The sequence below is a fragment of the Actinoplanes sp. NPDC051470 genome (genome assembly GCF_040682035.1).
Taxonomy (GTDB): domain Bacteria; phylum Actinomycetota; class Actinomycetes; order Mycobacteriales; family Micromonosporaceae; genus Actinoplanes.
In genome coordinates, this window is record NZ_JBFBAA010000011.1 from 16,643 (window position 1) to 38,110 (window position 21,468).

Consider the following 21,468-nt stretch of genomic DNA (forward strand, 5'->3'; position numbering starts at 1 on the left):
CCGCGGGGAAGAAATGCGTGGCGACTTTCCGCTAGTCTTCGCGGCGGTCCGGCGCAGGTGGCGCGGGGCCGGGGGGAGCACAGGTGAAGCAGGGGCGGACCATCGCTCTGGTCGCCGCGTCGGCATTGGTGGTCGCCGGCGCGACCACCGTGGCGCTCGCGTGGCCGAAGGACGAGACCACGGCGAGCGCGAAGTTCTACGACCCGCCGGTCGCGGCCGAGCCGCCCGGCGACGCCGAACCGGTCGCCGAGGTCGACGCGGCCGGCGCGGGCACGACGCCGGTCACCAGCAAGGCCTTGAAGCCCGCCCGCGCCACCACCCGCCCGGTCAGCCTGGCGCCCCGGGACACCAAGGCCGCGAGCACCGAGCTGCCCGAGAAGGCCACCGACCCGTTCAGCATGGTCAGCATCACCTGGACCGACCCGAAGGACCGCCCGACCGGCGACGTCGAGGTGCGGACCCGGTCGGCGAAGTCCGGTCAGTGGTCGGGCTGGCAGACGCTGGAGACCGAGGAGGCCCAGGCGCCGCAGGGCGCGGAGGCCAAGGGTGTCCGCGGCGGCACCGGCGGCATCTGGGTCGGCGAGTCGAACGCGGTCGCGGCCCGGGTGGCCAACACCGCCGGGCCGCTGCCCAAGGGCCTCCAGCTCAACCTGATCGACCCGGGCACGGCCGCGCCGGCCGCCCCGAAGAGCAAGAGCGGCGGCCAGGGCGGCGCGGCGGTGCCGCTGCCGGCCTACAAGACGCGGGCCCAGTGGGGCGCCGACGAGACGCTGGTCAAGGACCCGCCGGAGTACGGCAGCGCGGTCAAGGTCTTCTGGGTGCACCACACCGCGGGCAGCAACACCTACGCCTGCGCCGACGCGCCGAAGATCATCCGGAGCATCCTCACCGACCAGGTGAAGAACCGGGGCTGGAACGACCTCGGCTACAACTTCATGGTCGACAAGTGCGGCGTGCTCTACGAGGGCCGCAAGGGTGGCCTGGACCGGCCGGTGATCGGGGCGCACACCTACGGCTTCAACACCGACACGTCCGCGGTCGCGGTGCTGGGCGACTACCGGACGATCGGCGTCCCGGAGGTCGTGAAGACGGTCATCGCCCGGGTCGCCGCGGCCAAGCTCGCCCAGTACAACCTGGGCACGCTCGGCAGCTCGCAGGTGAGGCTGGGCGTCAACGACAACAACAAGTTCCCCCGCCGGGAAGGTGACCTGATCACGTTCCCGCGGATCTCCGGCCACATGGACGCGGTGATCACCGAGTGCCCGGGCACCCAGCTCTACGGCCAGCTGCCGTCGATCCGGACCCTGGCCGGCGGCGCCGACGGCACGCTGGTGCTGCGCGCGCCGACCGGCGGCGTGGCCAACAGCGGCTACTACTACGTCAAGAACAGCGTGACGATGAACTGGGCCACCACCACGCCGGCCGGCGAGCTGAGCGGCTTCGACGTGCTGGTCGACGGCCGGGTGGCGTCGAGTGTCGGCCCCGAGGCGCGGTCGGCGCCGGTCACCGGGCTGGCCCCGGGCGTCCGCAAGGTGCAGATCCGGTCGCAGCGCACGGACGGCAGCTCGGGGCTCACCCCGGCCGCGAACATCACCGCCGACGTGGCGCCGCCGGTCTTCAACCCGAAGCTGAACGTGGTGCTGCGCAACAGCACGGTCTCGACCACTGCGGTGCCGATGTCCGCGACCTGGAAGGTCACCGACAACGTCAAGCTCGGCTCGATCCGGATGACCCAGCCGTCGGTGGTGGCGTTCGGCGGGGCGACCACCTCGTACGCGCTCACCGGCAAGCCGGGAACCGCGCGCACGTACCAGATGCGGGCGGTGGACATGCCGGGCAACGCGGCGATCACCACGGTCGCCCGCACGCCGATGCTGCTGGCCGACTCCACGTCCACCCGCTCCGGCACCTGGACGAGCAAGGCGAACAGCAACTACCTCAACGGCAGGTCGATGTACGCCGGGGCCAAGGGCGCCAAGCTCACCTGGTCGTTCACCGGCACGGCGGCCGGGGTCGTGGTGAACAAGACCACGGCCACCGGCACCTTCGACGTCTACGTCGACGGCAAGAAGAAGGCCAGCGTCAACACCAAGGGCAAGAGCACGCTCTACCGGCAGATGGTGTGGAGCTCGACGCTGTCCAACGGCAAGCACACCGTCCAGCTGGTGAAGACCAACACGGCCGGGGTGTTCATTGATGATCTGGTTTATCTGAAGTAGGGCGAACTCGGCCCTCGGGCGGGAGGGTGAACCAGAAGGTCGCCCCCCGCCCGTCCTCGCCGTCGGCCCAGATCTCGCCGCCGTGCCGTTCGACCGCGCGGTGCACGGTGGTCAGGCCGATGCCCGTGCCCGGGAAGTCCGCGGCCGAGTGCAGCCGGGCGAACGGCCGGAACAGGTCGCCGGCCTGGCCCGCCGGGAAGCCGGCGCCGTTGTCCCGCACGAAGTAGCGGGCGCCGGTCAGGCCGACCTCGACCAGCGGGCGCTCGACCCGGCGGGTGAACTTCACCGCGTTGTTGACCAGGTTCTCCAGGATCACCCGGACCAGGCCCTCGTCGGCGTTCGCGGACATCCCCTCGGCCACCCGGAACTCCACCTTGCGGTCCGGGTCACGGGCCTGCACCTCGGTGGTCACCTCCCACGCCGTGGCGGTCAGGTCGATCTGCTGCCGGCGCAGATCGCCGCGGCTGGCCCGGGCCAGGATCAGCAGCGACTCGACCAGGTCGGCCATCCGCCCGGCGGCGGCGTGGATCCGCTGCACCCGGTGCCGGGTCTGGTCGCCCAGCGGCTCGTCGTCCTCGTCCAGCATGGTCTCGGCGAAACTGGAGATGACCTGCAGCGGGCCGCGCAGGTCGTGCGACACCGAGCCGCTGAACGCCTCCAGCTCCCGGTTGCGCCACTCCAGCTCCTCGACCAGCGCGGCGCGGGTCTCGGCGAGCTGCCGCGCGGCGCGTTCCTCGGCCGCCGCCAGTTCCCGGCGGCTCAGCTCCTCGCGGATGCGCCGGCTCTCGTCGTGGCTCTGCTTGCGTCTGAGCTGGGTACGCACGTGCGCCCGCAACGCCTCCGGGCCGTCGGCCGAGCGCACGTAGTCGTCGGCGCCGGCGGCCAGGCAGTCCAGGATGGAGTCGTCCCGCGTTCCGGTCATCACCAGCGGGATGTCGCCGATCCGCGGCACCTCCTTGATCCGCCGGCAGACCGCGCGCCCGTCCTCGCCGTCGTAGCCGACCACGATGCAGTCGGCCGGCTGGGCGGCGAGCAGGGCCAGCCCCTCGTCCGCGGTGGCCGCCCCGGCGATCTCGTAGCCGTCGGCGCGCAACGCGTCGGCCAGCGCGCCCAGCTCGTCCCGGTCCGGGTGCAGGGCCAGCAGCTTGCTCGGCCCGTGCAGGCTGCCGGCCGGGTCGATGGGCAGCTGCTCGGTGCTCTGCCGCAGCACGGCGGCCAGCTTGGCCAGCACCACGGCCAGGTCCTGCTGCTTGCGGACGAAACCGTCGGCGCCGGCATCGAGCATCTGCACCTCGGTGGCGTAGTCGTCGGCCGCGGTCATCAGCAGGCACGGCGTGTCCCGCAGGGCCGGGTCGAGCCGGACCCGGCGGATGACCGTGGCGCCGTCGATGCCCGGCATCACGCCGTCCACGATCATGGCCTGGGGCCGGCGGTCGGCGGCGACCCGCAGGCCTTCCTCGCCCGAGGAGGCGGTCAGCACCACGTAGTCCTCGGACTCCAGCAGCCCGCGCAGCTGCTCGCGGAAGGTGAGGCTGTCGTCGATGACCAGCACGGTGACCTTCCGCACCTCGGGCTCGGGCACCTGCTCGTGCAGCAGCTGCCGGGCCCGGGCCACCACGTAACCGGCGTCGTACGGCTTGCCCACGTATTCGTCGGCGCCGGTGCGCAGGCCCTGGATCCGGTCCGCCACCTCGGCCTCGGTGGACAGCAGCACGGTCACCACCTGCTCGCGGCCGGACATGGCGCGCAGCTCGCGCAGCAGCTCCAAGCCGTCCGCGTCGGGCAGCAGCACGTCCAGCACCGCCACCTGGAAGTGGGCGTCGGCGAACGCGGCCCGGGCCTCCTCGCCGGTGGCGGCCAGGATCGTGACGAAGCCGTCCGACTCGAACGACTCGTGCAGGTCCATCCGCACGGTCAGGCTGTCGTCGACGATCAGGACGGTCGGCACCCGTGGCTCGGTCATCGCCGGACACCCCCGGCCGTCACCAGCTCGGCCAGCCGGGCCGCCATCTTCGCCGGGGACAGCTGGGCCGACGCCGCGCCGATCAGCGCCGCCTCCCGGGGCATGCCGTAGACCACCGAGCTCGCCTCGTCCTGCGCGTAGGTCACCGCGCCCCGGCCACGCATCCGCAGCAGGCCCTCGGCGCCGTCCCGGCCCATGCCGGTGAGCAGACAGCCGGCCGCGGTCGGGCCAAACTCGGCCGCCACCGAGTCGAACAGCACGTCGACGCTGGGCCGGCAGGAGTGCCGGGGCGGGCCGTCGCCGACCCGGACCGCGCCGTCCAGGACGAACAGGTGCCGGTCGGGCGGGGCGAGGATCACGCGGCCGGCCAGCGCGCCCAGCGGCGTCCGGTCCCGGGCGTAGCTGACCGCGCGGCCGGTCTGGTCGGCCAGCCAGTCGGAGAAGGCCACCGCGAAGGGCTCGCTGGCCGCGATGTGCTGGACGCAGAGGATCGGCGTACCGAATCCGGCCGGCAGCGCCCGCAGCAGCTCGGTGAGCGCGCCCGGCCCGCCGGTGGAGGCGCCCAGCGCGACCACCTGGAGCTCGCCCGCGGCGACCGGTTCCGGCCGGGCCGGGGCGACCGGCGCCAGCCGGGACAGCCGGGCCCGCGGGTGGGTGATCACCCGGATCCGGGACACCAGCCGGACGGCCTGGCACAGCCGCCGCTCCCAGCCCACGTCCGAGGCGTCGCCGCGCGGCTTCTCCAGCACGTCCACCGCCCCCGCGGCCAGCGCGTTGTAGGTGCTGAAGAGCTCGCGCCGGTCGGCCGAGGACACCACCAGGATCGGCGTCGGGAAGTCGGCCATGATGTGCTCGGTGGCGGCCAGGCCGCTCATCGTCGGCAGCATCATGTCCATCGTCACCACGTCCGGGCGCAGCCGGCCGCACATCTCCACCGCGGCGCCGCCGTCCACCGCCTCGCCGACCACGACCAGCTCCGGGTCGGCGGCCAGCGCCGACTTCAGGTGGTGGCGCATCGTCGCGGAGTCCTCGACCACCAGCACCCGGATCATGCGGTGACCATCCTGCGGATGTGGGCCAGCAGTTCCTCCTGGTTGAACTCACCCTTGACCACGTAGGCGCCCGCGCCCGCGTCGGCGCCGCGCTGCCGGTCCTCGGCGCCGGCCCGCGAGCTGACCAGGATGGCCGGCACGTGCTGCAGCTCCGGGTCGGCGCGGGTCCGCTCGACGAAGGTGAAGCCGTCGATCCCCGGCATGTCGATGTCGGTCAGGTAGAGCGCGTACTCCCGGCGACGGGCCTTCTCCAGGCCCTCCTCGCCGGAGGCGGCCAGGTCCACCTCGAACCCGGCCGACTCCAGGATGCTGCGTTCGAGCATCCGGGTGGTCAGCGAGTCGTCGATGACCAGGATCGGCAGGCGGCGCGCGGCCACCGCGGGCGCGCCGTCGGCCGAACCGCCGGCCCGGGTGACCTCGTCGACCATGCCGTGCGCGTCGAGCACCAGGCGCGGGTTGCCGTCCAGATCCATCGCCACGCCGCCGATCACCGCGGCCGCCGGGGCCAGGTCGGGCAGCGGGCGGACGACCAGGGTCGACGTCCCGGCCAGCCGGTCCACGCCCACGGCCACGGCGTCCTGGTCGGCCATCACGATCACCGCCACGCCGGGCGAGCCGGAGTCCGGCACGGCGTTGCCGGCGTAGAGCGCCCGGGCCAGCGGAAGGAAGGGCAGGGCGCGGCCGTCGTGGGCGATCCGGCCCGCGGTGGCGGCCGCGGCGACCTGGTCCCGGTCCAGGCGGAGGCAGGTGCGTACGGCGTCCAGCGGAACGGTCGCCACGGTTCCGGCCGCCTCCACGACCAGCCCGTTCAACGACAGCAGGGCCAGGGGTACGACCAGCTCCACGGTGGCGCCACGGCCCGCTTCGGTGCGGACCGTGACGTCGCCGCCGAGCTGGTCGGCCACGTCCCGGGCGACGTCCAGGCCGATGCCCCGGCCGGCCACGTCGGTGACCGTGGCCGAGGTGCTGATCCCGCCGCGCAGCAACAGTTCCAGCAGCGCCTGCTGGTCCGGCTCGGTGCTGCCGGGCATGAGCAGGCCCCGCGCCTCGGCGGTCCGGCGCACGGCGGCCAGGTCGAAACCGCGGCCGTCGTCCGTACACCGGAAGGCCGCGAAGCGCCCCCGGCGCTCGACCTCGACGACCACCGTGCCCTCGGCGGGTTTGCCGGCCGCCTCGCGCGCGTCCGCGGCCTCGATCCCGTGGGCCACCGCGTTGCGGGCCACGTGCAGGAAGGCGCCGCTGACCAGGGTCAGCACATGCGGGTCCATCCGCAGATCACCGCCGCGGGCCTCGAAGCGCACCCGTTTGCCCTGCGAGTCGGCGGCGTCCCGGACGGCCCGGTGCAGCACGGTGAAGACGCTCGCCGCGGCGACCAGGCGCAGCCGTTCGGCCCGGCCCCGCACCTCGTCCAGCTCACGCTCGACCTGTTCCACCACATCGGACAGCCGCCGGGAGAGCCGGGTGAACTCGGCGGCCAGCCGCATCGCCGCGGTCCGGGCCGCCTGCACCGCGCCCGGCTGGCCCATCCGCAGCCGGTCGGCCAGCGCGTCGGCCTCGCGGTGCAGCCGGTCGAGGCTCTGGCTGCCCCGGCGCAGCGGCGCGAACCGGGTGTGCGCCTCGCCGATCGCGTCCAGCAACTCGTCCACGTCGCTGGTGTCCCGCCGTTCCGCCGTCGTGACGGGAGCGGGGGCCGCGACCTCGGCCCGGGTCTCGGTCTCGGTCGCCGGGGCCGCCGCCCGGGGCTCCAGCTCGGCCACCCGCCGCTCGATCTCGTCGTTGAGCCTGAGCAGCTCGCGCATCTCGTCGGCGGCCAGCGGGTGGTCGCCCTCGCGGTGCCCGATCAGCACCTCCTCGAAGGCGTGCGTCCGTTCGGCGATCTCCGGCTGCTTGACCACGCGGGCCGCGCCCTTGAGCGTGTGCGCGTACCGCAGCAGCCGGGCGACCACCTCGGGATCGTGGTCCTGGTCGAGGTCGAGCACCGCCGCGCTGATCTGGTCGACCAGCTCGCGGGCCTCGATCCGGAAGTACCGCAGCGGGTCGGCCATCAGCCGCGTCCCGTGCCGACGAGCTGCAGCAGCTCACCGGAGAGGTTGGACAGGTGCGACGCGGTCTGCTTGGTCTGCACCGCGCTGGCCTCGGTCTCCCGGGTGACCCGGGCGGTGTCCGAGGCGGCGACGTTCACCTGCTCGACCGCCGTGGTCTGCTGCTTGGTGGACAGCTCGATCTCCCGGGTGGCGTCGTTCGTGGTGGCCACGAGCTGGGCGATCCGGCGGAACGAGCTGGTGGCGTCGTCGAACTGGCGGCTGCCCGCGTCCACGCTCTTGGCGCCGATCTCGGTGGCCATCACGGTGGTGTTGACCGCGCCTCGGACATCGTCGATGAGCGTCCGGATCTCCTTGGCCGACCCGGCCGTCCGGTCGGCCAGCTTGCGGATCTCCTCGGCCACCACGGCGAACCGGCGGCCCCACTCGCCGGCGCCGCTGGCCTCGATGGTGGCGTTGATGGCCAGGATGTTGGTCTGCTCGGCCAGCTCCGCCACCAGGTCGACGACGCCGCCGATCTGCTGGGACTTCTCGCCCAGGGCCAGCATGTGCTGCACGATCAGGTCGACCTGGGTCCGGATGGCCTGGATCGACCGGCGGGTCTGATCGATCGTCGAGTCGCCCGCCTCGGCCGCGCCCGCGGTGTCCTCGGCGATCTGCGACACCCGCTTGGCGTTGTCGGCGATCTGCCGGGAGGTGATCAGCAGCTCGCTGATCGTCGTGGTGATCTCGTTCATGGCGCTGGCCTGGTCGCGGCTGCCCGTCGCCTGTTGCGCGGCGGCCGCCTCGAGCTGGGCCGACGAGCTCTGGATGTGCCCGACCGCGCTGCCCACCTCGCGGCGCAGGCCCCGGTTCAACCGGACCGCGACGATGATGGCCGCGGCTATCGCCACCAGGCCGAGCACGCAGATCACGGCGATCGCCTGGATGGCCTGGGTCGACGACTCGCGCCGGGTGATCTCGAGGTCGGCGCGGACCCGCTCGGTGAGCGCGGCGATCGACCGCTCCAGCTTCAACCGGGCCGGCTTGACCGCGGACGCGTTCAGCTCGGCGATGGTGGTCAGCGACGTCATCGTCCGGCGCCGCTCGATGACCGGGAGCAGGGCGGCGGCGTGCGCGGCCTCGGCCTCGGAGACCGCCTGGAGCATGTTCAGCTCGGTCGGCGAGGTCAGCCGGTTGCGGAGGGCGGCCACCTGGGCCAGGAACTTGGTGCGACCGTCGTTGGTCAGCGTGAGGTTTTCCGTGGTCCCGGAGAGCAGGAAGGCCCGGTAGTCGCTGATCCGGTTCTCGATCGTGCTGTTCAGCCGTTCCGCGTCCATCAGGGACTCGGTGGCCGAGACGATCACCTGGTCCTTGGCGTTGACCACGACGAGCAGCGCGGCCACCGAGGCCGAGCCCATCAACAGGGTCAGCGCCACCACCACGGCGAAGCTGCCGCCGAGCTGGCGGCCGAAGGTGCGTCGGGCTGTCATCCTTGTTTCCTTTCCGGCTGCTGCGCCGGGTTCGCGGCCGGTTCCGGGTGGCCGGTCAGCTGGTGGACGGCCGCGCGGGCGGCCGGCAGGTCGACGATCGGGCGGGTGCCGCCGGCCAGCGGGACCATGCCGCGCAGGCAGCCGGGCGGGTGCTCGGCGGCCTCGGTGACGATGGTGTCGGCCGGCACCCGGATGTGGCCGTCCAGCTCGTGGAAGGCCAGCGCCAGCGCGGGGGAGCCGGCCGTGAGCACCAGCCAGCGCGGTCGCTCCGGCACCGGGTGGCCGAGCAGCGCGGCCAGGTCGTAGACCGGCACGATGGCGCCGCGGAAGCCGGCCACGCCGAGCAGCGCCGGGATCGGGCCGGGGAGCGGCGTCACCGGGCGGTCCGGCCAGAGGCCGGAGGTCTGCGCGAGACGCAGCGCGTACGCCCGCCCGCCGGCCCGCACGGCCAGCAGCTCGTCGTGCTCCACGTCGTGCTGACGCGCCGGCGTGGTGAACGAGTCGTCGAACTCAGCCCGCAGCCCGCCGAGCTGTTCCAGCACGTTTCTCGGGCTCATCGTCCCGCCCCCTTCGCCCTCGGTGCCGTGGCGGCGTCCAGCTCGGTGCGGCACAGGGTGGTCAGCGCCATCCGGCCGAAGCCGCCGCCGAACAGCACGATCCGGTCGTCGCGCTCCTCGCGCAGCAGGCGCAGGGCCCGCTCCAGCTGGTCGGCCGCGCCCCGGTGGTCGCCCCGGCGGCGGGCCAGCAGCCCCAGCCGCAGTCGGGGCATCGCGAACGCCGGATCCAGGTAGGCGGCCAGCCGGTAGTGCCCGATGGCCACGTCCACCATGGCGCCGCCCTCCAGGCAGACGCCGAGCAGGTGGTGCGCGTCGGCGTCCAGGCCGTTGGCGTCGAGCAGCGCGCGCACCTCCATCTCGGCGTCCGGCAGCCGCCCGGCCTGCGCCAGCAGGACGCCGTGGACGAGCAGGTCGCGAGGGTCGGTGCGGGCCGACCGCTCGCTCTCGGCCAGCGCCTCGGCGAAGCGTTCCTGGTGGATCAGCGTGAGGATCCGGTCCGGCGCGTGGGCCGGTGCCGGGGGAGGGCCCGCGATCCGCGCGACCTTCGGCACCTCGACCCGGAGCGCCGGCGGCGGGGGGATCAGGGCGCCGCGCCGGTAGAAGAACGACGAGTGGCTGTGCACCGGCTCCAGCCCGTCCGGACGGCTGCCCAGCGAGTCGGTGTGGCCGAGGAAGAGGAAGCCGCCCGGGGCGAGCGACCGGGTCATCCGGGCGATCAGCGTGCCGGCCGTGTCCGGGGTGAGGTACATCAGCAGGTTGCGGCAGAAGATCACGTCGTACTGCTCCGGGCGCCACAGGTCGAGGTCGTCCTCGGCGACGTTGTGCCGCCGGAAGCGCACGGTCGTCCGGACGCCCGGGTCCACCTCGTAGGTGCCGTCGTGCGGCCGGAACCAGCGTTCCCGTACCGCGTCCGGGGTCTCCCGCAGCGACCAGGCCGAGTAGCGCGCCTCAGCGGCCTTGCGCACCATGGCCGGGTTGGCGTCCAGGCCGAGCACCGAGACGATCCAGCCCGGGTCCGGCTGCACCTGCCGGGCCACGATCCCCAGCGTGTACGCCTCCTCGCCGGACGAGCACCCCACCGACAGCAGCCGCAGCACCCGCTGGGTCGCCCGTGCCGCCATCCGTTCCGGCAGCGCCACGTCCCGCAGGGCGCGGAACTGCTCGCCGTGCCGGAAGAAGTAGGTCTCGGTGATGGTCAGGTCCTCGGCCAGCGCGGCCAGCTCGTCCGGGTCGTCCTGGGCCAGCAGCCGGAGGTAGCCCTCCTGGCCGAGGTTGTGCGCGGCGGCCCGCCGGGCCAGCTCCTGGGCGAGATGGGGCTCGTCGTTGTCGACGAAGGTCCAGCCCAGCTTGGCCGCCAGCAGGGTGCGGAACCGGGTCACGTCGCTGGTCCCGATCATGTCGCCACCGCCTCGCCGGCGGCGGCCGCCCACACGTGGTCCGGGACCACCCGCATGCTCTGGAGCAGCAGCAGGGGCTGGTTGTCGAGGATGCCGACGCCGGCCACGAGCCGGCTGGACGCGCCGTTCAGCAGCCCCGAGTACGCGCCACCGGCCGGCGTGGGCCGCACGCCGAGCACCTCACCGGTGGCGAAGGCGACCGGCCCCCGCTCGGTGCGCACCGCGACGAACCGCACCGCCTCGGCGTCCTCACCACCGAGCAGCTTGGCGACGTCGACGATCGGGGTGGGCACGCCGCGCATGATGCTGATGCCCCGGACGAAGGCGGGCGCGCCGGCGAGCGCCCGCACGGACAGGGGCCGCATGGTCTCGATGACCTCGTCGAGGCGGAGGGCGCACAGCATGGACCCGGCCCGGAAGACGAGCGAGGCTCCACCTTCCGCGCCGGCCCCTTCGGTCTGCGCCATTGGCCCAGATTAACGACATTTAACCTGTTATTTCCGAGAATCATTCGGCCCGGAGCCCGCGGAAAACAACGGCCAGGGTGCGGTCCCGCAGGTCGTCGGTCCAGTTGCCGCTCAGGGCGCCCTGGCAGGTGCTCTCCAGCAGGGCCATGACCTCGTCGCGGCGGACCTCGGGACGGACCGCGCCGGCCTCCTGCGCGCGGGTCAGCAGCCGGCCCACGACCTCGGCCAGCGAGGTGATCGGCCCGCTCAGCGGCACGGCGAGCAGGCCCACGACCGTGCGGTTGGCCGCCGTCCGCCGCACCAGCCGGTCGACGAACTCGAACAGGCCGGTGGCCGGGTCGCCGGTCGTGGCCAGTTCGGCGGCGTCGGCCGTGACCTGCTCGAGCAGGTCCTTCATCAGCGCCTGGAGCAGGTCGGCCTTGGTCGGGAAGTGGCGGAAGACGGTGCCGGCGGCCACCCCGGCCCGACGGGCCACCTCGCCGGTCGAGGCGTCCGGGCCGCCCTCGGCGAACACCCGCTCGGCCGCGGCGAGGATCTTCGCCCGGTTGCGCTGGGCATCGGCACGCAGGGGTCTGGCCTGCGAGGGTCTCGACAAGATGAGTCACCACTCATTATCGTGCTTACCTGAGTCGCCACTCATCTTATCCTTGGGGGATCCATGACACCGCACGAGGCCTTCGACTCCATGCGCGACCAGTGGCTGACCGGCCCCGGCGCCCTGTCCGGCGCCGGCCTGGCCGACGACGTGGTGGTCGAGTGGCCGTTCGCCGCCCCCGGCCGCCCGCGCCGCATCGAGGGCCGCGAGGCGTTCCTGGCCTTCGCCGGCCCGGAGCGCGCCGCCCTGCCGTTGCGCATCGACGCCTGCGACGTCCGGACCGTCCACGACACCACCGACCCGGCCACGATCGTCGTCGAGTACTCGCTGACCGCCACCGCCCTGGCCACCGGCCGACGGGCCACGGCCGACTTCATCACCGTCCTGACCGTCCACGACGGCAAGGTGACCCACCTGCGCGAATACCAGGACACGATGAAAATGACGGCCGCGCTACCCTCGAACGGATGAAACGTCCGAATTGTCCAGCCGAATGGCGGAACCCGCAAGTGACCAGGTGGGGTGTCGGGCGTTGGTCCGGCCAGGGCGACGTGGATCGGCCACGACGCGTGGACTTGGGAGTGCTCGGGGATGCGGAAACCGCTGGTGGTGGTGTGTGTGACGGCGTCGGTGGTGTTGCTGGCTGGTGCCGTCGCCGCGACAACGGCGGGGGCGGACACCACGCCTGACGGGCCGGCCGTGGACTTCGGCGGGCTGCCGGGCGTACCGGATCTGCCGTCGGGGATGAACGGCTCGGCCCCGGATGTCCCGGGGGTGCCCCGCCCCGACCTGCCCGGCGCGGCCGACGCGCGGCCGCCGGCCGTGGTGGCGCCGCAGGGCGATCAGGGCAAGCCGGCGGCGGGTACGGCGGCGGCCGCCGCGGCGGCGGCCGCGAACCCGCAGCGGCCGGGCGGCCAGGCCCCCGCCGCGGCCGGCGCCGCGCAGCCGGTCGCTCCGCAGCAGCAGGACGACACCCCCCGGGCCGGTGCCGCCGCGGCGGCCGCACCGGCGGCAGCGGCGAAGCCGGCGGCGAAACCGGCCGCTCAGCCGGCCGACACCGTCGACGCGGCGCGGCGGGACGTCACGCCCGGCTCGGTGTCCGGGAGCCCGGCCGCGCCCGTACAGCAGCAGGTCTTGAACCTGGTCAACGAGAATCGGCGGCGTGGTGGGTGCGAGTCGCTGACGCTCGACCGCCGGCTCATCACGGCCGCGAACCGGCACGCGTCGGACATGGCGCGGCGCGGGTACTTCGCGCACGAGTCGCCGAGCGGTGACGGCGCGGGGGAGCGGGTCGAGGACGCCGGGTACGACTGGAAGCGGTACGGCGAGAACATCGCGCGCGGGGCGGACAGCGCCTACGAGGTGGTCGACGGCTGGATGAACAGCCCGTCCCACCGGGAGAACATCATGGACTGCAAGCTGCACCAGATGGGCATCGGGCTGGCGTTCGACTCGGACCGGACGCCGTACTGGGTCCAGGATTTCGCCACGCCGCAGTGAGGTGGCTTGCCGGGCGCGTCCGAGGGCGCGCCCGGCAAACGTCACCCCTTGACGCTGCCCGCGAGCAGGCCGCGCACGAAATAGCGCTGGGAGAACACGAACACCAGCACCGGCACGATGATCGACACGAACGCGCCGGCCGACAGCAGGTGCCACGCGTTGCCGCGGGTGCCGGCCAGGTTGGCCAGCGCCACCGTGATCGGCGCGACCGCGTTGCCGCCGCCCGCGAAGGTCAGGGCGACCAGCAGGTCGTTCCAGACCCAGAGGAACTGGAAGATGCCGAACGCCGCCAGGGCCGGGCGCAGCAGCGGCAGCAGCACCCGGAAGAAGATGGCGACGTGGCCGGCGCCGTCGATCCGGGCCGCCTCGAGCAGCGTGGCCGGCACTTCCTTCATGAAGTTGTGCAGGATGAATACGGCCAGCGGCAGCGCGAAGATCGAGTGCGACAGCCAGATCGGCCAGAAGGTGCCCGCGACGCCGCCGTCGACATAGAGCGTCAGCAGCGGGATCAGGGTCACCTGGATCGGCACGATCTGCAGGGCGAAGACCGCGACGAACAGGACATTCTTGCCGGGGAACCTGATCCAGGCGAACGCGTACGCGGCCAGGGCCGCCAGCGTCACCGGGATGATCACCGACGGGATGGTGATGATGAACGAGTTGAAGAAGTAGTCGGCCAGCCCGCCGGACTGGTCCGTGCCCAGCACGGCCTTGTAGTTGTCCAGGGTGAGCGTCGGGTCGCTGAAGAACGTCCACCAGCCGCTGCTGCGGATGTCTCGCTGAGGACGGAACGACGACACCAGGAGGCCGAACGTCGGCAGCGTCCACAGCACGGCCAGGACGACCGCGAACAGCGACGCCCACGGCGAGGTGAGCCGCTGCCTGGCCTTGCCGGCCGTGGATTCCTTCGGTGCCTTCAACGGTGCCTCGGCCACCGTGACCGGAGCGATCGGTGCGCTGCTCATCATCCCTCCGATGCCCTGAGCTGGCGGATGTTGTACACGACGATCGGGATCACCAGTACGAACAGCAGCACCGCGAGGGCCGCGCCGAGTCCCTGGTTGTCGCTGCGGAAACTCTGGCTGTAGAACTCGTTGGCCACCACGCTGGTGTTGAACTGGCCGCCGGTCATCGTGCGGACGATGTCGAAGACCTTCAGCGTGGCGATGCCGATCGTGGTCAGCACGACGACCACGGCCGGCCGGATGCTCGGCAGCGTGATGAACCGGAACATGCCGAACGCGGTGACCCCGTCCAGCCGGGCCGCCTCGATCACATCGTCCGGAATCGCCTTGATGGCCGCCGAGAGCAGGGTCATCGCAAAGCCCGCCTGGATCCAGATCATCACGACGATGAGCAGGAACGTGTTCAGCGGCGAGTTGATCAGCCACTGCTGGGGTTCCAGGCCCAGCCAGACCATGATCTGGTTGAGCAGGCCGATCTGCTTCACGTTGCCCTGGTTGGGGCGGTACTCGTAGACGAACCGCCAGATGATCGACGCGCCGACGAACGAGATCGCCATCGGCAGGAAGATCAGGGCCTTGGCGGCCGCCTCGATCCGGGCCTTGTCGACCAGGATCGCGTAGATCAGGCCGACCGCGGTGGCCACGAACGGCGTCACCACGACCCAGAAGACGGTATTGCGCAGCACCGTGAGCTGTTCGGTGTCGCTGAAGATCGTGCCGTAGTTGCCCAGGCCGATGAACGTGTCACCGGCGGCGTCGAAGAACGATTGCCAGATCGTGCGCAGGCCCGGATAGACCAGCCCCACGAGCAGCATCAGCAGCGTCGGCAGCAGGTACAGATAACCGACGGTCCGGTCGCCGTTGCGCCCCCGGGCCAGGCTGGCCAGGAACAGGATGATCCCCATGACCGCCACGAAGATGACGATCGCGGCGACCATCTGGACGACCTTGCCAGAGTTGGTCTCCACCGGAGCGAACGGCCAGGGAAGCGCCAAAATGTCATTCATTGGGCCTCCTCCACCTACCTTCTAGATGAGACCGGCCGGGGCGGAGTGCCGCCCCGGCCGGTCCGAAGTTACTTGATCTCTGTGTGACCTAGATCATCCGATCAGATCACTTGGGCCAGGCCTTTTCGATGTTGCCCAAGGTCGTCTGGGTGTCCTGGCCGGTGATCCAGTTGGTCGACTGCTTCCAGAAGGCGTTCGAGCCCACCGCGGCCGGCATCTGGTCGGAACCGTCGAAGCGGAAGACCGCCTTCGGATCCTGCAGGATTCCGGCCGACAGCTTGTCGATCGGGCTGCTCAGGTTGTTCACATCCAGACCCTTGTTGGCGCTGACCCAGCCCTGGGAGAGCTTGGCCTTGGCGTTCGCCCACGTGTCGGTGGACAGGTAGGTCTGGAACGCCTGGACCTCGGGCCGGTTGGCGAACGACAGCACGAACTCGCCACCGCCGAGGACCGGCTTGCTGCTGGCGTCCTTGCCGGGCAGGTAGAACGCGAAGACGTCGCCGTCCTGCGCCACCTTGGTGTCCTTGTCCCAGTTGGCCGCGTAGAAGTTCGCCTGGCGGTGCAGCGAACAGGTGCCGTCCGGAATGGTCAGGCCACCGTCCTGGAACGTGGTGGTGGCGATGCTCTTGACGTCGCCGTAGCCGCCGTTCACGTAGGCCGGGTTCTTCAGGTACGCCCCGACGCCGTCCAGCGCCGCGGTCGCGTCCGGGCCGTTGAACGGGATCTCGTGCTTGACCCACTGGTCGTACTTCTCCGGCCCGCTGAGCCGGAGCATGAAGTCTTCCATCCAGTCGGTGACCGGCCACCCGGTCGCCTCACCGCTGGCGATGCCCGCGCACCACGGCTTCTTCTTGGTCGCGGCGATCTTGTCGCTCAGTGCCTTGAGCTCGTCCAGCGTGGTCGGAACCGTGTAGCCGTTCTCCTGGAACTCCGACGGGGAGTACCAGACCAGCGACTTCACGTTGGCGCCGAGCGGCGCGGCGTAGAGCTTGCCGTCGACCGTGCCGTACGCCCGCCAGTCCTTGCCGAACCACTTGTCCACGTTCTCGGACACCTGCTTGGGCGCCTCGACCGCCTTGCCCGTCGCCACCAGCTGCTGCAGCAGGCCGGGCTGCGGCACGTAGGCGAGGTCCGGCGGGTTGCCGGCCTTGGCCCGCACCAGGACCTGGGTCTCGAAGGCCTTGTCGCCCTCGTACTTCACGGTCACACCGGTGCACTGCTCGAACGGCTTGTACGAGTCGATCTGCGGCTTGTCCTCCGGCGTGATGATGCCGGTGTAGATGGAGACCGTCTTGCCCTTGAGGTCGCCGAAGCTGCTGAACTGCGCGCAGTCGATCGCCGCTGCCGAGGGAGTGTCCTCCCCGCTGTCGTCACCGCCACCGTCACCACAGGCGGCCAGGCCGAGAACCAGCCCGACACCGACCGTTCCGGCGAGCGCGGCTCGCCACCGCGGTCCCACGGAGTTTATTGACATGGCTCTCCTCATTCCCTTGTTCGCATCGGTCTATTGACGCTACGTGACCGAGCGAAGCCTCACCGCGCACAGTCAAATTGGATCGCGAAGGTTACGCAACGGTTTCCAGGGATCTTCCGCGTAACGATTCTTCGCCCGTCGGCCGGTTGCGACTCCGTCGTCCGGATGAGTTACCCGACTGCTTCGGTGTGCTTCGATGTCCGCACGCATTCCTGGGGAGGACGAATTGGGAGTCCAACGGACAATCGTGCGTATCGGTGCGATCGCCACGGCGATCGTCATCGGGGCGGGCCTGCTGGTGGCCGGGTCGCCGGCCGCGAGCGCCGCCGCGCGTACGCCGTCGGCCGCCGTCGTCGTGGCACGGGCCGCCGCGGCCTCGTGCTCGACCGGCAAGTACCAGAAACAGGTCGAGGGATACCTCAGGCAATTGGGGTACGGAAAGCTCAGCGTCGACGGCCGCCAGTCGTCGTCCGACTGCGCCGCGATCAAGAAGTTCCAGAGCCGGTACGGGATCAAGCCGGTGTCCGGGCTGGCCGGGCCCACCACCCACGGCGTGGCCAAGCGGCTCGCGGGCACCAAGGTGTCCAGCTGCAAGGCGAGCAGGTCGAAGGTCACGGTGTGCGTTGACCTCACGCACCAGACGGTCTTCGTGCTCAAGAAGGGCGGGGGCTACCTGCTCAAGCCGACCGTGACGCGGACCGGCATGAAGCGGTACGCCACGCCGAAGGGCACGTACAGGATCGGGCAGCGCGCCAACCCGGAGTACTCCGAGAAGTACAAGGTCAACATGTACAACTGGCAGCGCTTCAACGGCGGGATCGGCCTGCACCGGACCACGACCTACCTGCATGACAGCTGGCGTGGCTCGCACGGCTGCGTCAACCTGCTCAAGTCCGACGCCGTGTTCCTCTACGGCAAGCTGAAGAAGGGCACGACCGTCAAGGTGTACGGGCGCCGGCCGGGCACCTGAGCCTGGTCCACATTCGCTTCCGGGGCGCGTCCACCGGCGGCGAATGGGGAACTGGGCTCAAGCCGCCTTGGCGTAGTCGAGTCTGTTGTGGATGATGGCGGCCGAAAGAGCATGCGTGGTCAACACGTCGTGCTGCGGGAAGACGATCTCCTCGCCGGTCGCCATCACCACGTGCAGCCCCCGTCGGCCCAGCGAGTAGCGCACGTCGGTGAACCGGGTGACCGTGTCGTCGTGGTGCACGACGGTCAGCTCATCGGCGCGGAGCATGTCTCCCCCTTATCCGCGGGCGGTCCCGCGGTTCAGACTTCTCACGGTGACAGGCCGGCGCACGCCGCGTAGTCGGCGAAAGGTCCAGCCTTGGGGCAGAAAGCCGACAGTGCCGACGTATCACGCCGGCGATCTTGTCGTAGGAGCGGATCAAGGCCTGTTCCAGATTCGCCTCCGGGGCGTCTGGACTGGGGCGAATCCGGAACAGGTCCTACAGTTGCCGACGTGAATGGCCACCCCCGGCGCACGTTGGCGCTGCTCATCGCGGCCCTGCTGCTGCCCGTGCTGACCGCCGCCTCGTGCGGCGACGAGCCGTCCGGCGTCGGCCTCGGCGCGGCCTCCCGCGGCGAGGTCGCCGAGATCGTCGAGGCCCCCGGCTCGGTCACCGCCCGGGCCGCCGCCACGGTCACCTCACCGGCCGAGGGCACCCTCGCCGACCTGCGCGTCACGCCCGGCCAGCGGGTCGGCAAGGGCACCGTGCTCGCGGTCATCGACTCGCCCGCGGTGGCCGACCGGCTGGCCGACGCCGAACGGGCGCTCGACGCGGCGCCGGCCGTCTCCACCGGCAACTACGTGACCGTCGGCACCACCACCGACAAGCGCGCGGGCAAGGCCTTCGACGCCGCCCGGGCGGCCGCCGGCAAGGTCACCGACCTCGAGGTCCGGGCCGCGCTGCTGGCCCAGATCGACGCGGCCGAGCAGCAGTACGAGGCCGCCTCCCGGGCCGCGGCCGAGGCGGTCCGATCCGTACAGGAGGGTCTGGCCGGTCTGTCCCGTGCCCTCGGCGCCCTCTCGGCCGCCCAGCAACTGCAGGCCAAGCAGGCGTACGACCTGGCCGTCGCGGCCGACGACGCGCTGACCCTCCGCGCGCCGGTGGCGGGCGTGGTCCAGCTCGGCGGAACGCCCGCGGCCTCCGGCGCCTCGCTCACCGACCTGCTGTCCGGGGGCGGCGCGACCACCGGCGGCGCGTCCGGCGGCCTGCCCGCCGCCCCGGCCGCCGCGCCCGCCGGCGCCGACCCGGCCGTCCCCGAGGGCGGCCCGGTCAGCGCCGGCACCGCGATCGTCACGGTCGTCGACATCGGCCGGCTCGGCCTCACCACCGAGGTCGATGAGACCGACATCCTGCTGGTCAAGGCCGGTGGCGAGGCGACCGTCGAGCTTGACGCGGCGACCGGCGCGAGCTACCGGGCCACGGTCCGCTCGATCGACCAGCTGCCCACCACCTCGGCCCGCGGGGGAGTGTCCTACCGGGTACGGCTCGACCTGGGCAAAGGCACGCTCGACGACGGCAGCGCGGCGCCGACGCCCCGGCCCGGGATGAGCGCGGTGGTCCGGCTGCGGGTGCGCGAGGCCGACGACGCGGTCACCGTGCCGGCCTCGGCCGTGGTCGACGCCGACGGGCGGTCCACGGTGTGGGCGGTGCGCGACGGCAAGGCCGAGCGGGTGCCGGTGACGCTGGGTGTGCAGGGTGAGGACACCGTGCAGGTGACGACCGGCCTGAGCGACGGGCAGCCGATCGTGGTCTCCGGCGCCGACCAGGTGCGTGCGGGCCAGGAACTGCCGTGACCTGCTTTTTCTCGGCCGGGATGCGACCGTGACCGCCGCGGGGCCGGCGATCGTCGCCACCGGGGTCGCCCGCACGTACGACCTGGACGGGGTCTCGGTGACCGCGCTCAAGGGCGTCTCGCTGACCGTCGAGGCCGACGACTACCTGGCCATCGTGGGCACCTCCGGCTCCGGCAAGTCCACCCTGATGCACCTGCTCGGCGCGCTCGACCGGCCCACCTCCGGCACCCTGCTGATCGGCGGCCGCGACGTCGCCACGCTCGGGCCGGGCGAGATGGCCAAGCTGCGCAACGAGACCATCGGCTTCGTCTTCCAGTCGTTCCACCTGCTCGCCCGCACCACCGCCCAGGACAACGTGGCGCTGCCGCTGGTCTATCGCGGGGTGGCCCGGCGTGAGCGCCGCGAACGGGCGGCGGCCATGCTCGACCGGGTCGGGCTCGCGCACCGCGCCGGGCACCGGCCCAACCAGATGTCCGGCGGCGAACAGCAGCGGGTGGCGATCGCCCGGGCCCTGGTCACCGGGCCGTCGGTGCTCCTGGCCGACGAGCCGACCGGCAACCTCGACACGGCGACCGGAGAATCCGTACTCGCGCTGCTCGAGTCCCTGAACGCCGAAGGCGTCGCCATCGTCCTGGTCACCCACGACCGCGGGGTGGCCGCGCGGGCCCGGCGGCAGATCCGGATGCGCGACGGCGAGATCGTGGCCTCGTGAGAGTCGGCGAAGCCTGGCGCGTCGCCATCGACGCCCTGCGGGCCAACCGGCTGCGCAGCATCCTCACCATGCTCGGCGTGGTCATCGGGGTCGCGGCCGTGGTCGCGCTGGTGGCCATCGGCACCGGCACCAAACAGCAGATCGAGTCGCAGGTCGAGGGCCTCGGCTCCAACCTGCTCCTGGTCGTGCCCGGCCGGCTCGAGGCGGGCGCGGCGGCCACCGCCTCGACGATGACCCTGGACGACGTCGACGCGGTCACCCGGGTGGTCGGCGACCGGTCGCGCGTCGCGGTCACCGTCGCCTCCGGCGAGACGGTACGCGCGGGCAGCCGCAGCGCCTTCGCCAGCATGCAGGGCGTCCTGGAGACCACGCCGACCGTGTTCGTCCGCAAGCTCGACCGCGGCAGCTACTTCACCCGCTCCGACGTCAGCACGGGCCGGCGGGTCGCGGTGCTCGGCTCGGCCGTGGCCCGGTCGCTGTTCGGCGACCGCGACCCGATCGGGCGGCAGATCACCATCGGCGGCGTCCGGTTCCGGGTCACCGGCACCTTCGAGCCCCTGGGCCAGAGCCTCGGCGTCGACCGGGACAGCGAGGTGCACGTGCCCGTCACCGCCGCGCAACGGCTCCTCGGCACCGACCGGATCGACGGCCTGGCCATCCGGGCGCCCGACCGGGAACGCATCGGCGCGCTCGGCGACTCGGTGGTCGCCGCCCTGGTCAAACGCCACCCCGACACCGACTTCAGCGCGGTCACCCAGGAACAGATCCTGGGCGTGCTGGGCGACATCCTGGGCGTGCTGACCGGTGTGCTCGCCGCCATCGCCGGCATCAGCCTGCTCGTCGGCGGGGTCGGCGTCTCCAACATCATGCTGGTGTCGGTGCGCGAGCGGACCAGAGAGATCGGGCTGCGGAAGGCGGTCGGGGCCCGCCCCCGCGACATCAGTGTCCAGTTCCTCCTGGAAGCGGTGCTTCTGACGACCATCGGCGGTGTGCTCGGTATGGCCCTCGGCATCACCGCCGCCCTGCTCGTCGACCGGTTGTCCCCGGTGCCCGCGGCGATCACCTGGTGGGCGCTGGCGCTCGCGTTCGGCGTCTCGGCGGCGGTCGGCATCATCTTCGGCGTCGTACCGGCCCAGCGCGCCGGCCGCCTCGACCCGGTAGTGGCCCTGCGCACGGAATAGCGCCCAACACTCAACCGGTCGCTCCTTCCGCCGATCTGTGCCAGGAGAGAACCCGGAGGAGG

General features: G+C 72.0%; 18 protein-coding genes and 1 pseudogene. 7 read left to right on the top strand and 12 right to left on the bottom strand.

Annotated features, from left to right (window positions below; all coding sequences use genetic code 11):
* Positions 1–83 precede the first annotated feature (83 nt).
* The gene (locus AB0M54_RS20280; RefSeq protein ID WP_364473033.1) at positions 84–2,219 is read left to right on the top strand and encodes an N-acetylmuramoyl-L-alanine amidase; all 2,136 of its coding nucleotides are present in this window, start codon (positions 84–86) and stop codon (positions 2,217–2,219) included.
* Here AB0M54_RS20280 and AB0M54_RS20285 read toward each other — a convergent pair.
* The 8 genes from AB0M54_RS20285 to AB0M54_RS20320 are packed head-to-tail and all read right to left on the bottom strand — an operon-like array spanning position 2,191 to position 11,764.
* A complete protein-coding gene (locus AB0M54_RS20285) occupies positions 2,191–4,182 on the bottom strand; it encodes a response regulator (protein ID WP_364473035.1) in 1,992 nt (663 codons plus the stop codon). The genes AB0M54_RS20280 and AB0M54_RS20285 overlap by 29 nt on opposite strands.
* The gene (gene cheB / locus AB0M54_RS20290; RefSeq protein ID WP_364334122.1) at positions 4,179–5,234 is read right to left on the bottom strand and encodes a chemotaxis-specific protein-glutamate methyltransferase CheB; all 1,056 of its coding nucleotides are present in this window, start codon (positions 5,232–5,234) and stop codon (positions 4,179–4,181) included. The genes AB0M54_RS20285 and cheB overlap by 4 nt, the downstream gene beginning before the upstream one ends.
* Complete coding sequence (locus tag AB0M54_RS20295; RefSeq protein WP_364473037.1) at positions 5,231–7,279, bottom strand: response regulator; 2,049 nt, start codon at positions 7,277–7,279, stop codon at positions 5,231–5,233. Before AB0M54_RS20295 ends, cheB begins: the two co-directional genes overlap by 4 nt.
* Positions 7,279–8,748 (bottom strand): methyl-accepting chemotaxis protein, encoded by a 1,470-nt coding sequence (locus AB0M54_RS20300; protein ID WP_364473039.1) that lies wholly within the window; start codon positions 8,746–8,748, stop codon positions 7,279–7,281. The genes AB0M54_RS20295 and AB0M54_RS20300 overlap by 1 nt, the downstream gene beginning before the upstream one ends.
* Positions 8,745–9,305: a chemotaxis protein CheW gene (locus AB0M54_RS20305; RefSeq protein WP_364473041.1), complete on the bottom strand. Its 561-nt coding sequence runs from the start codon at positions 9,303–9,305 to the stop codon at positions 8,745–8,747. The genes AB0M54_RS20300 and AB0M54_RS20305 overlap by 4 nt, the downstream gene beginning before the upstream one ends.
* A complete protein-coding gene (locus tag AB0M54_RS20310; protein WP_364473043.1) occupies positions 9,302–10,702 on the bottom strand; it encodes a protein-glutamate O-methyltransferase CheR in 1,401 nt (466 codons plus the stop codon). Before AB0M54_RS20310 ends, AB0M54_RS20305 begins: the two co-directional genes overlap by 4 nt.
* A complete protein-coding gene (locus tag AB0M54_RS20315; protein ID WP_364473045.1) occupies positions 10,699–11,169 on the bottom strand; it encodes a chemotaxis protein CheW in 471 nt (156 codons plus the stop codon). Before AB0M54_RS20315 ends, AB0M54_RS20310 begins: the two co-directional genes overlap by 4 nt.
* Before the next feature lie 40 nt (positions 11,170–11,209).
* Complete coding sequence (locus AB0M54_RS20320) at positions 11,210–11,764, bottom strand: helix-turn-helix domain-containing protein (RefSeq protein WP_364473047.1); 555 nt, start codon at positions 11,762–11,764, stop codon at positions 11,210–11,212.
* 63 nt (positions 11,765–11,827) lie between these two features.
* On the opposite strand from AB0M54_RS20320, the gene AB0M54_RS20325 reads away from it, so the two are divergent.
* Positions 11,828–12,235, top strand: coding sequence for a nuclear transport factor 2 family protein (locus AB0M54_RS20325; protein ID WP_364473049.1), 408 nt, complete (start codon positions 11,828–11,830; stop codon positions 12,233–12,235).
* Between the two features lie 120 nt (positions 12,236–12,355).
* Positions 12,356–13,264: a CAP domain-containing protein gene (locus AB0M54_RS20330; protein ID WP_364473051.1), complete on the top strand. Its 909-nt coding sequence runs from the start codon at positions 12,356–12,358 to the stop codon at positions 13,262–13,264.
* Positions 13,265–13,305: 41 nt separating this feature from the next.
* Here AB0M54_RS20330 and AB0M54_RS20335 read toward each other — a convergent pair whose 3' ends face one another.
* From AB0M54_RS20335 to AB0M54_RS20345, 3 genes are all read right to left on the bottom strand, one after another.
* Positions 13,306–14,232 carry a carbohydrate ABC transporter permease gene (locus AB0M54_RS20335; protein ID WP_364326169.1) on the bottom strand — a complete coding sequence of 309 codons (927 nt, stop codon included), beginning with the start codon at positions 14,230–14,232 and terminating at the stop codon, positions 13,306–13,308.
* A complete protein-coding gene (locus AB0M54_RS20340; RefSeq protein ID WP_364326166.1) occupies positions 14,229–15,236 on the bottom strand; it encodes a sugar ABC transporter permease in 1,008 nt (335 codons plus the stop codon). Before AB0M54_RS20340 ends, AB0M54_RS20335 begins: the two co-directional genes overlap by 4 nt.
* A 106-nt stretch (positions 15,237–15,342) precedes the next feature.
* Positions 15,343–16,710: an ABC transporter substrate-binding protein gene (locus AB0M54_RS20345; RefSeq protein WP_364326163.1), complete on the bottom strand. Its 1,368-nt coding sequence runs from the start codon at positions 16,708–16,710 to the stop codon at positions 15,343–15,345.
* A 247-nt stretch (positions 16,711–16,957) separates the two neighbouring features.
* Between AB0M54_RS20345 and AB0M54_RS20350 the strand changes: the two genes are divergently transcribed.
* Complete coding sequence (locus AB0M54_RS20350) at positions 16,958–17,680, top strand: L,D-transpeptidase family protein (RefSeq protein WP_364473053.1); 723 nt, start codon at positions 16,958–16,960, stop codon at positions 17,678–17,680.
* A 57-nt stretch (positions 17,681–17,737) separates the two neighbouring features.
* Here AB0M54_RS20350 and AB0M54_RS20355 read toward each other — a convergent pair whose 3' ends face one another.
* Positions 17,738–17,947, bottom strand: coding sequence for a hypothetical protein (locus tag AB0M54_RS20355; RefSeq protein WP_364326158.1), 210 nt, complete (start codon positions 17,945–17,947; stop codon positions 17,738–17,740).
* Between the two features lie 225 nt (positions 17,948–18,172).
* Here AB0M54_RS20355 and AB0M54_RS20360 point away from each other — a divergent pair, with 225 nt between their 5' ends.
* The 3 genes and pseudogenes from AB0M54_RS20360 to AB0M54_RS20370 all read left to right on the top strand — a co-directional run bounded on the left by AB0M54_RS20360 (position 18,173) and on the right by AB0M54_RS20370 (position 21,406).
* Positions 18,173–19,513, top strand: a complete 1,341-nt coding sequence (locus AB0M54_RS20360) for an efflux RND transporter periplasmic adaptor subunit (RefSeq protein WP_364326156.1) — start codon at positions 18,173–18,175, stop codon at positions 19,511–19,513.
* A gap of 28 nt (positions 19,514–19,541) precedes the next feature.
* Positions 19,542–20,219 (top strand): annotated as a pseudogene (locus tag AB0M54_RS20365) (ABC transporter ATP-binding protein); the annotation flags it as partial.
* A gap of 2 nt (positions 20,220–20,221) precedes the next feature.
* The gene (locus tag AB0M54_RS20370; protein ID WP_364326153.1) at positions 20,222–21,406 is read left to right on the top strand and encodes an ABC transporter permease; all 1,185 of its coding nucleotides are present in this window, start codon (positions 20,222–20,224) and stop codon (positions 21,404–21,406) included.
* The last annotated feature ends 62 nt before the right edge of the window (positions 21,407–21,468 follow it).

Coding starts and splice junctions, on each gene's coding strand:
- AB0M54_RS20285 (WP_364473035.1), bottom strand. CDS start 4,182: ATGACCGAGCCACGGGTGCCGACCGTCCTGATCGTCGACGACAGCCTG.
- cheB (WP_364334122.1), bottom strand. CDS start 5,234: ATGATCCGGGTGCTGGTGGTCGAGGACTCCGCGACGATGCGCCACCAC.
- AB0M54_RS20295 (WP_364473037.1), bottom strand. CDS start 7,279: ATGGCCGACCCGCTGCGGTACTTCCGGATCGAGGCCCGCGAGCTGGTC.
- AB0M54_RS20300 (WP_364473039.1), bottom strand. CDS start 8,748: ATGACAGCCCGACGCACCTTCGGCCGCCAGCTCGGCGGCAGCTTCGCC.
- AB0M54_RS20305 (WP_364473041.1), bottom strand. CDS start 9,305: ATGAGCCCGAGAAACGTGCTGGAACAGCTCGGCGGGCTGCGGGCTGAG.
- AB0M54_RS20310 (WP_364473043.1), bottom strand. CDS start 10,702: ATGATCGGGACCAGCGACGTGACCCGGTTCCGCACCCTGCTGGCGGCC.
- AB0M54_RS20315 (WP_364473045.1), bottom strand. CDS start 11,169: ATGGCGCAGACCGAAGGGGCCGGCGCGGAAGGTGGAGCCTCGCTCGTC.
- AB0M54_RS20325 (WP_364473049.1), top strand. CDS start 11,828: ATGACACCGCACGAGGCCTTCGACTCCATGCGCGACCAGTGGCTGACC.
- AB0M54_RS20330 (WP_364473051.1), top strand. CDS start 12,356: ATGCGGAAACCGCTGGTGGTGGTGTGTGTGACGGCGTCGGTGGTGTTG.
- AB0M54_RS20335 (WP_364326169.1), bottom strand. CDS start 14,232: ATGATGAGCAGCGCACCGATCGCTCCGGTCACGGTGGCCGAGGCACCG.
- AB0M54_RS20340 (WP_364326166.1), bottom strand. CDS start 15,236: ATGAATGACATTTTGGCGCTTCCCTGGCCGTTCGCTCCGGTGGAGACC.
- AB0M54_RS20345 (WP_364326163.1), bottom strand. CDS start 16,710: ATGTCAATAAACTCCGTGGGACCGCGGTGGCGAGCCGCGCTCGCCGGA.
- AB0M54_RS20355 (WP_364326158.1), bottom strand. CDS start 17,947: ATGCTCCGCGCCGATGAGCTGACCGTCGTGCACCACGACGACACGGTC.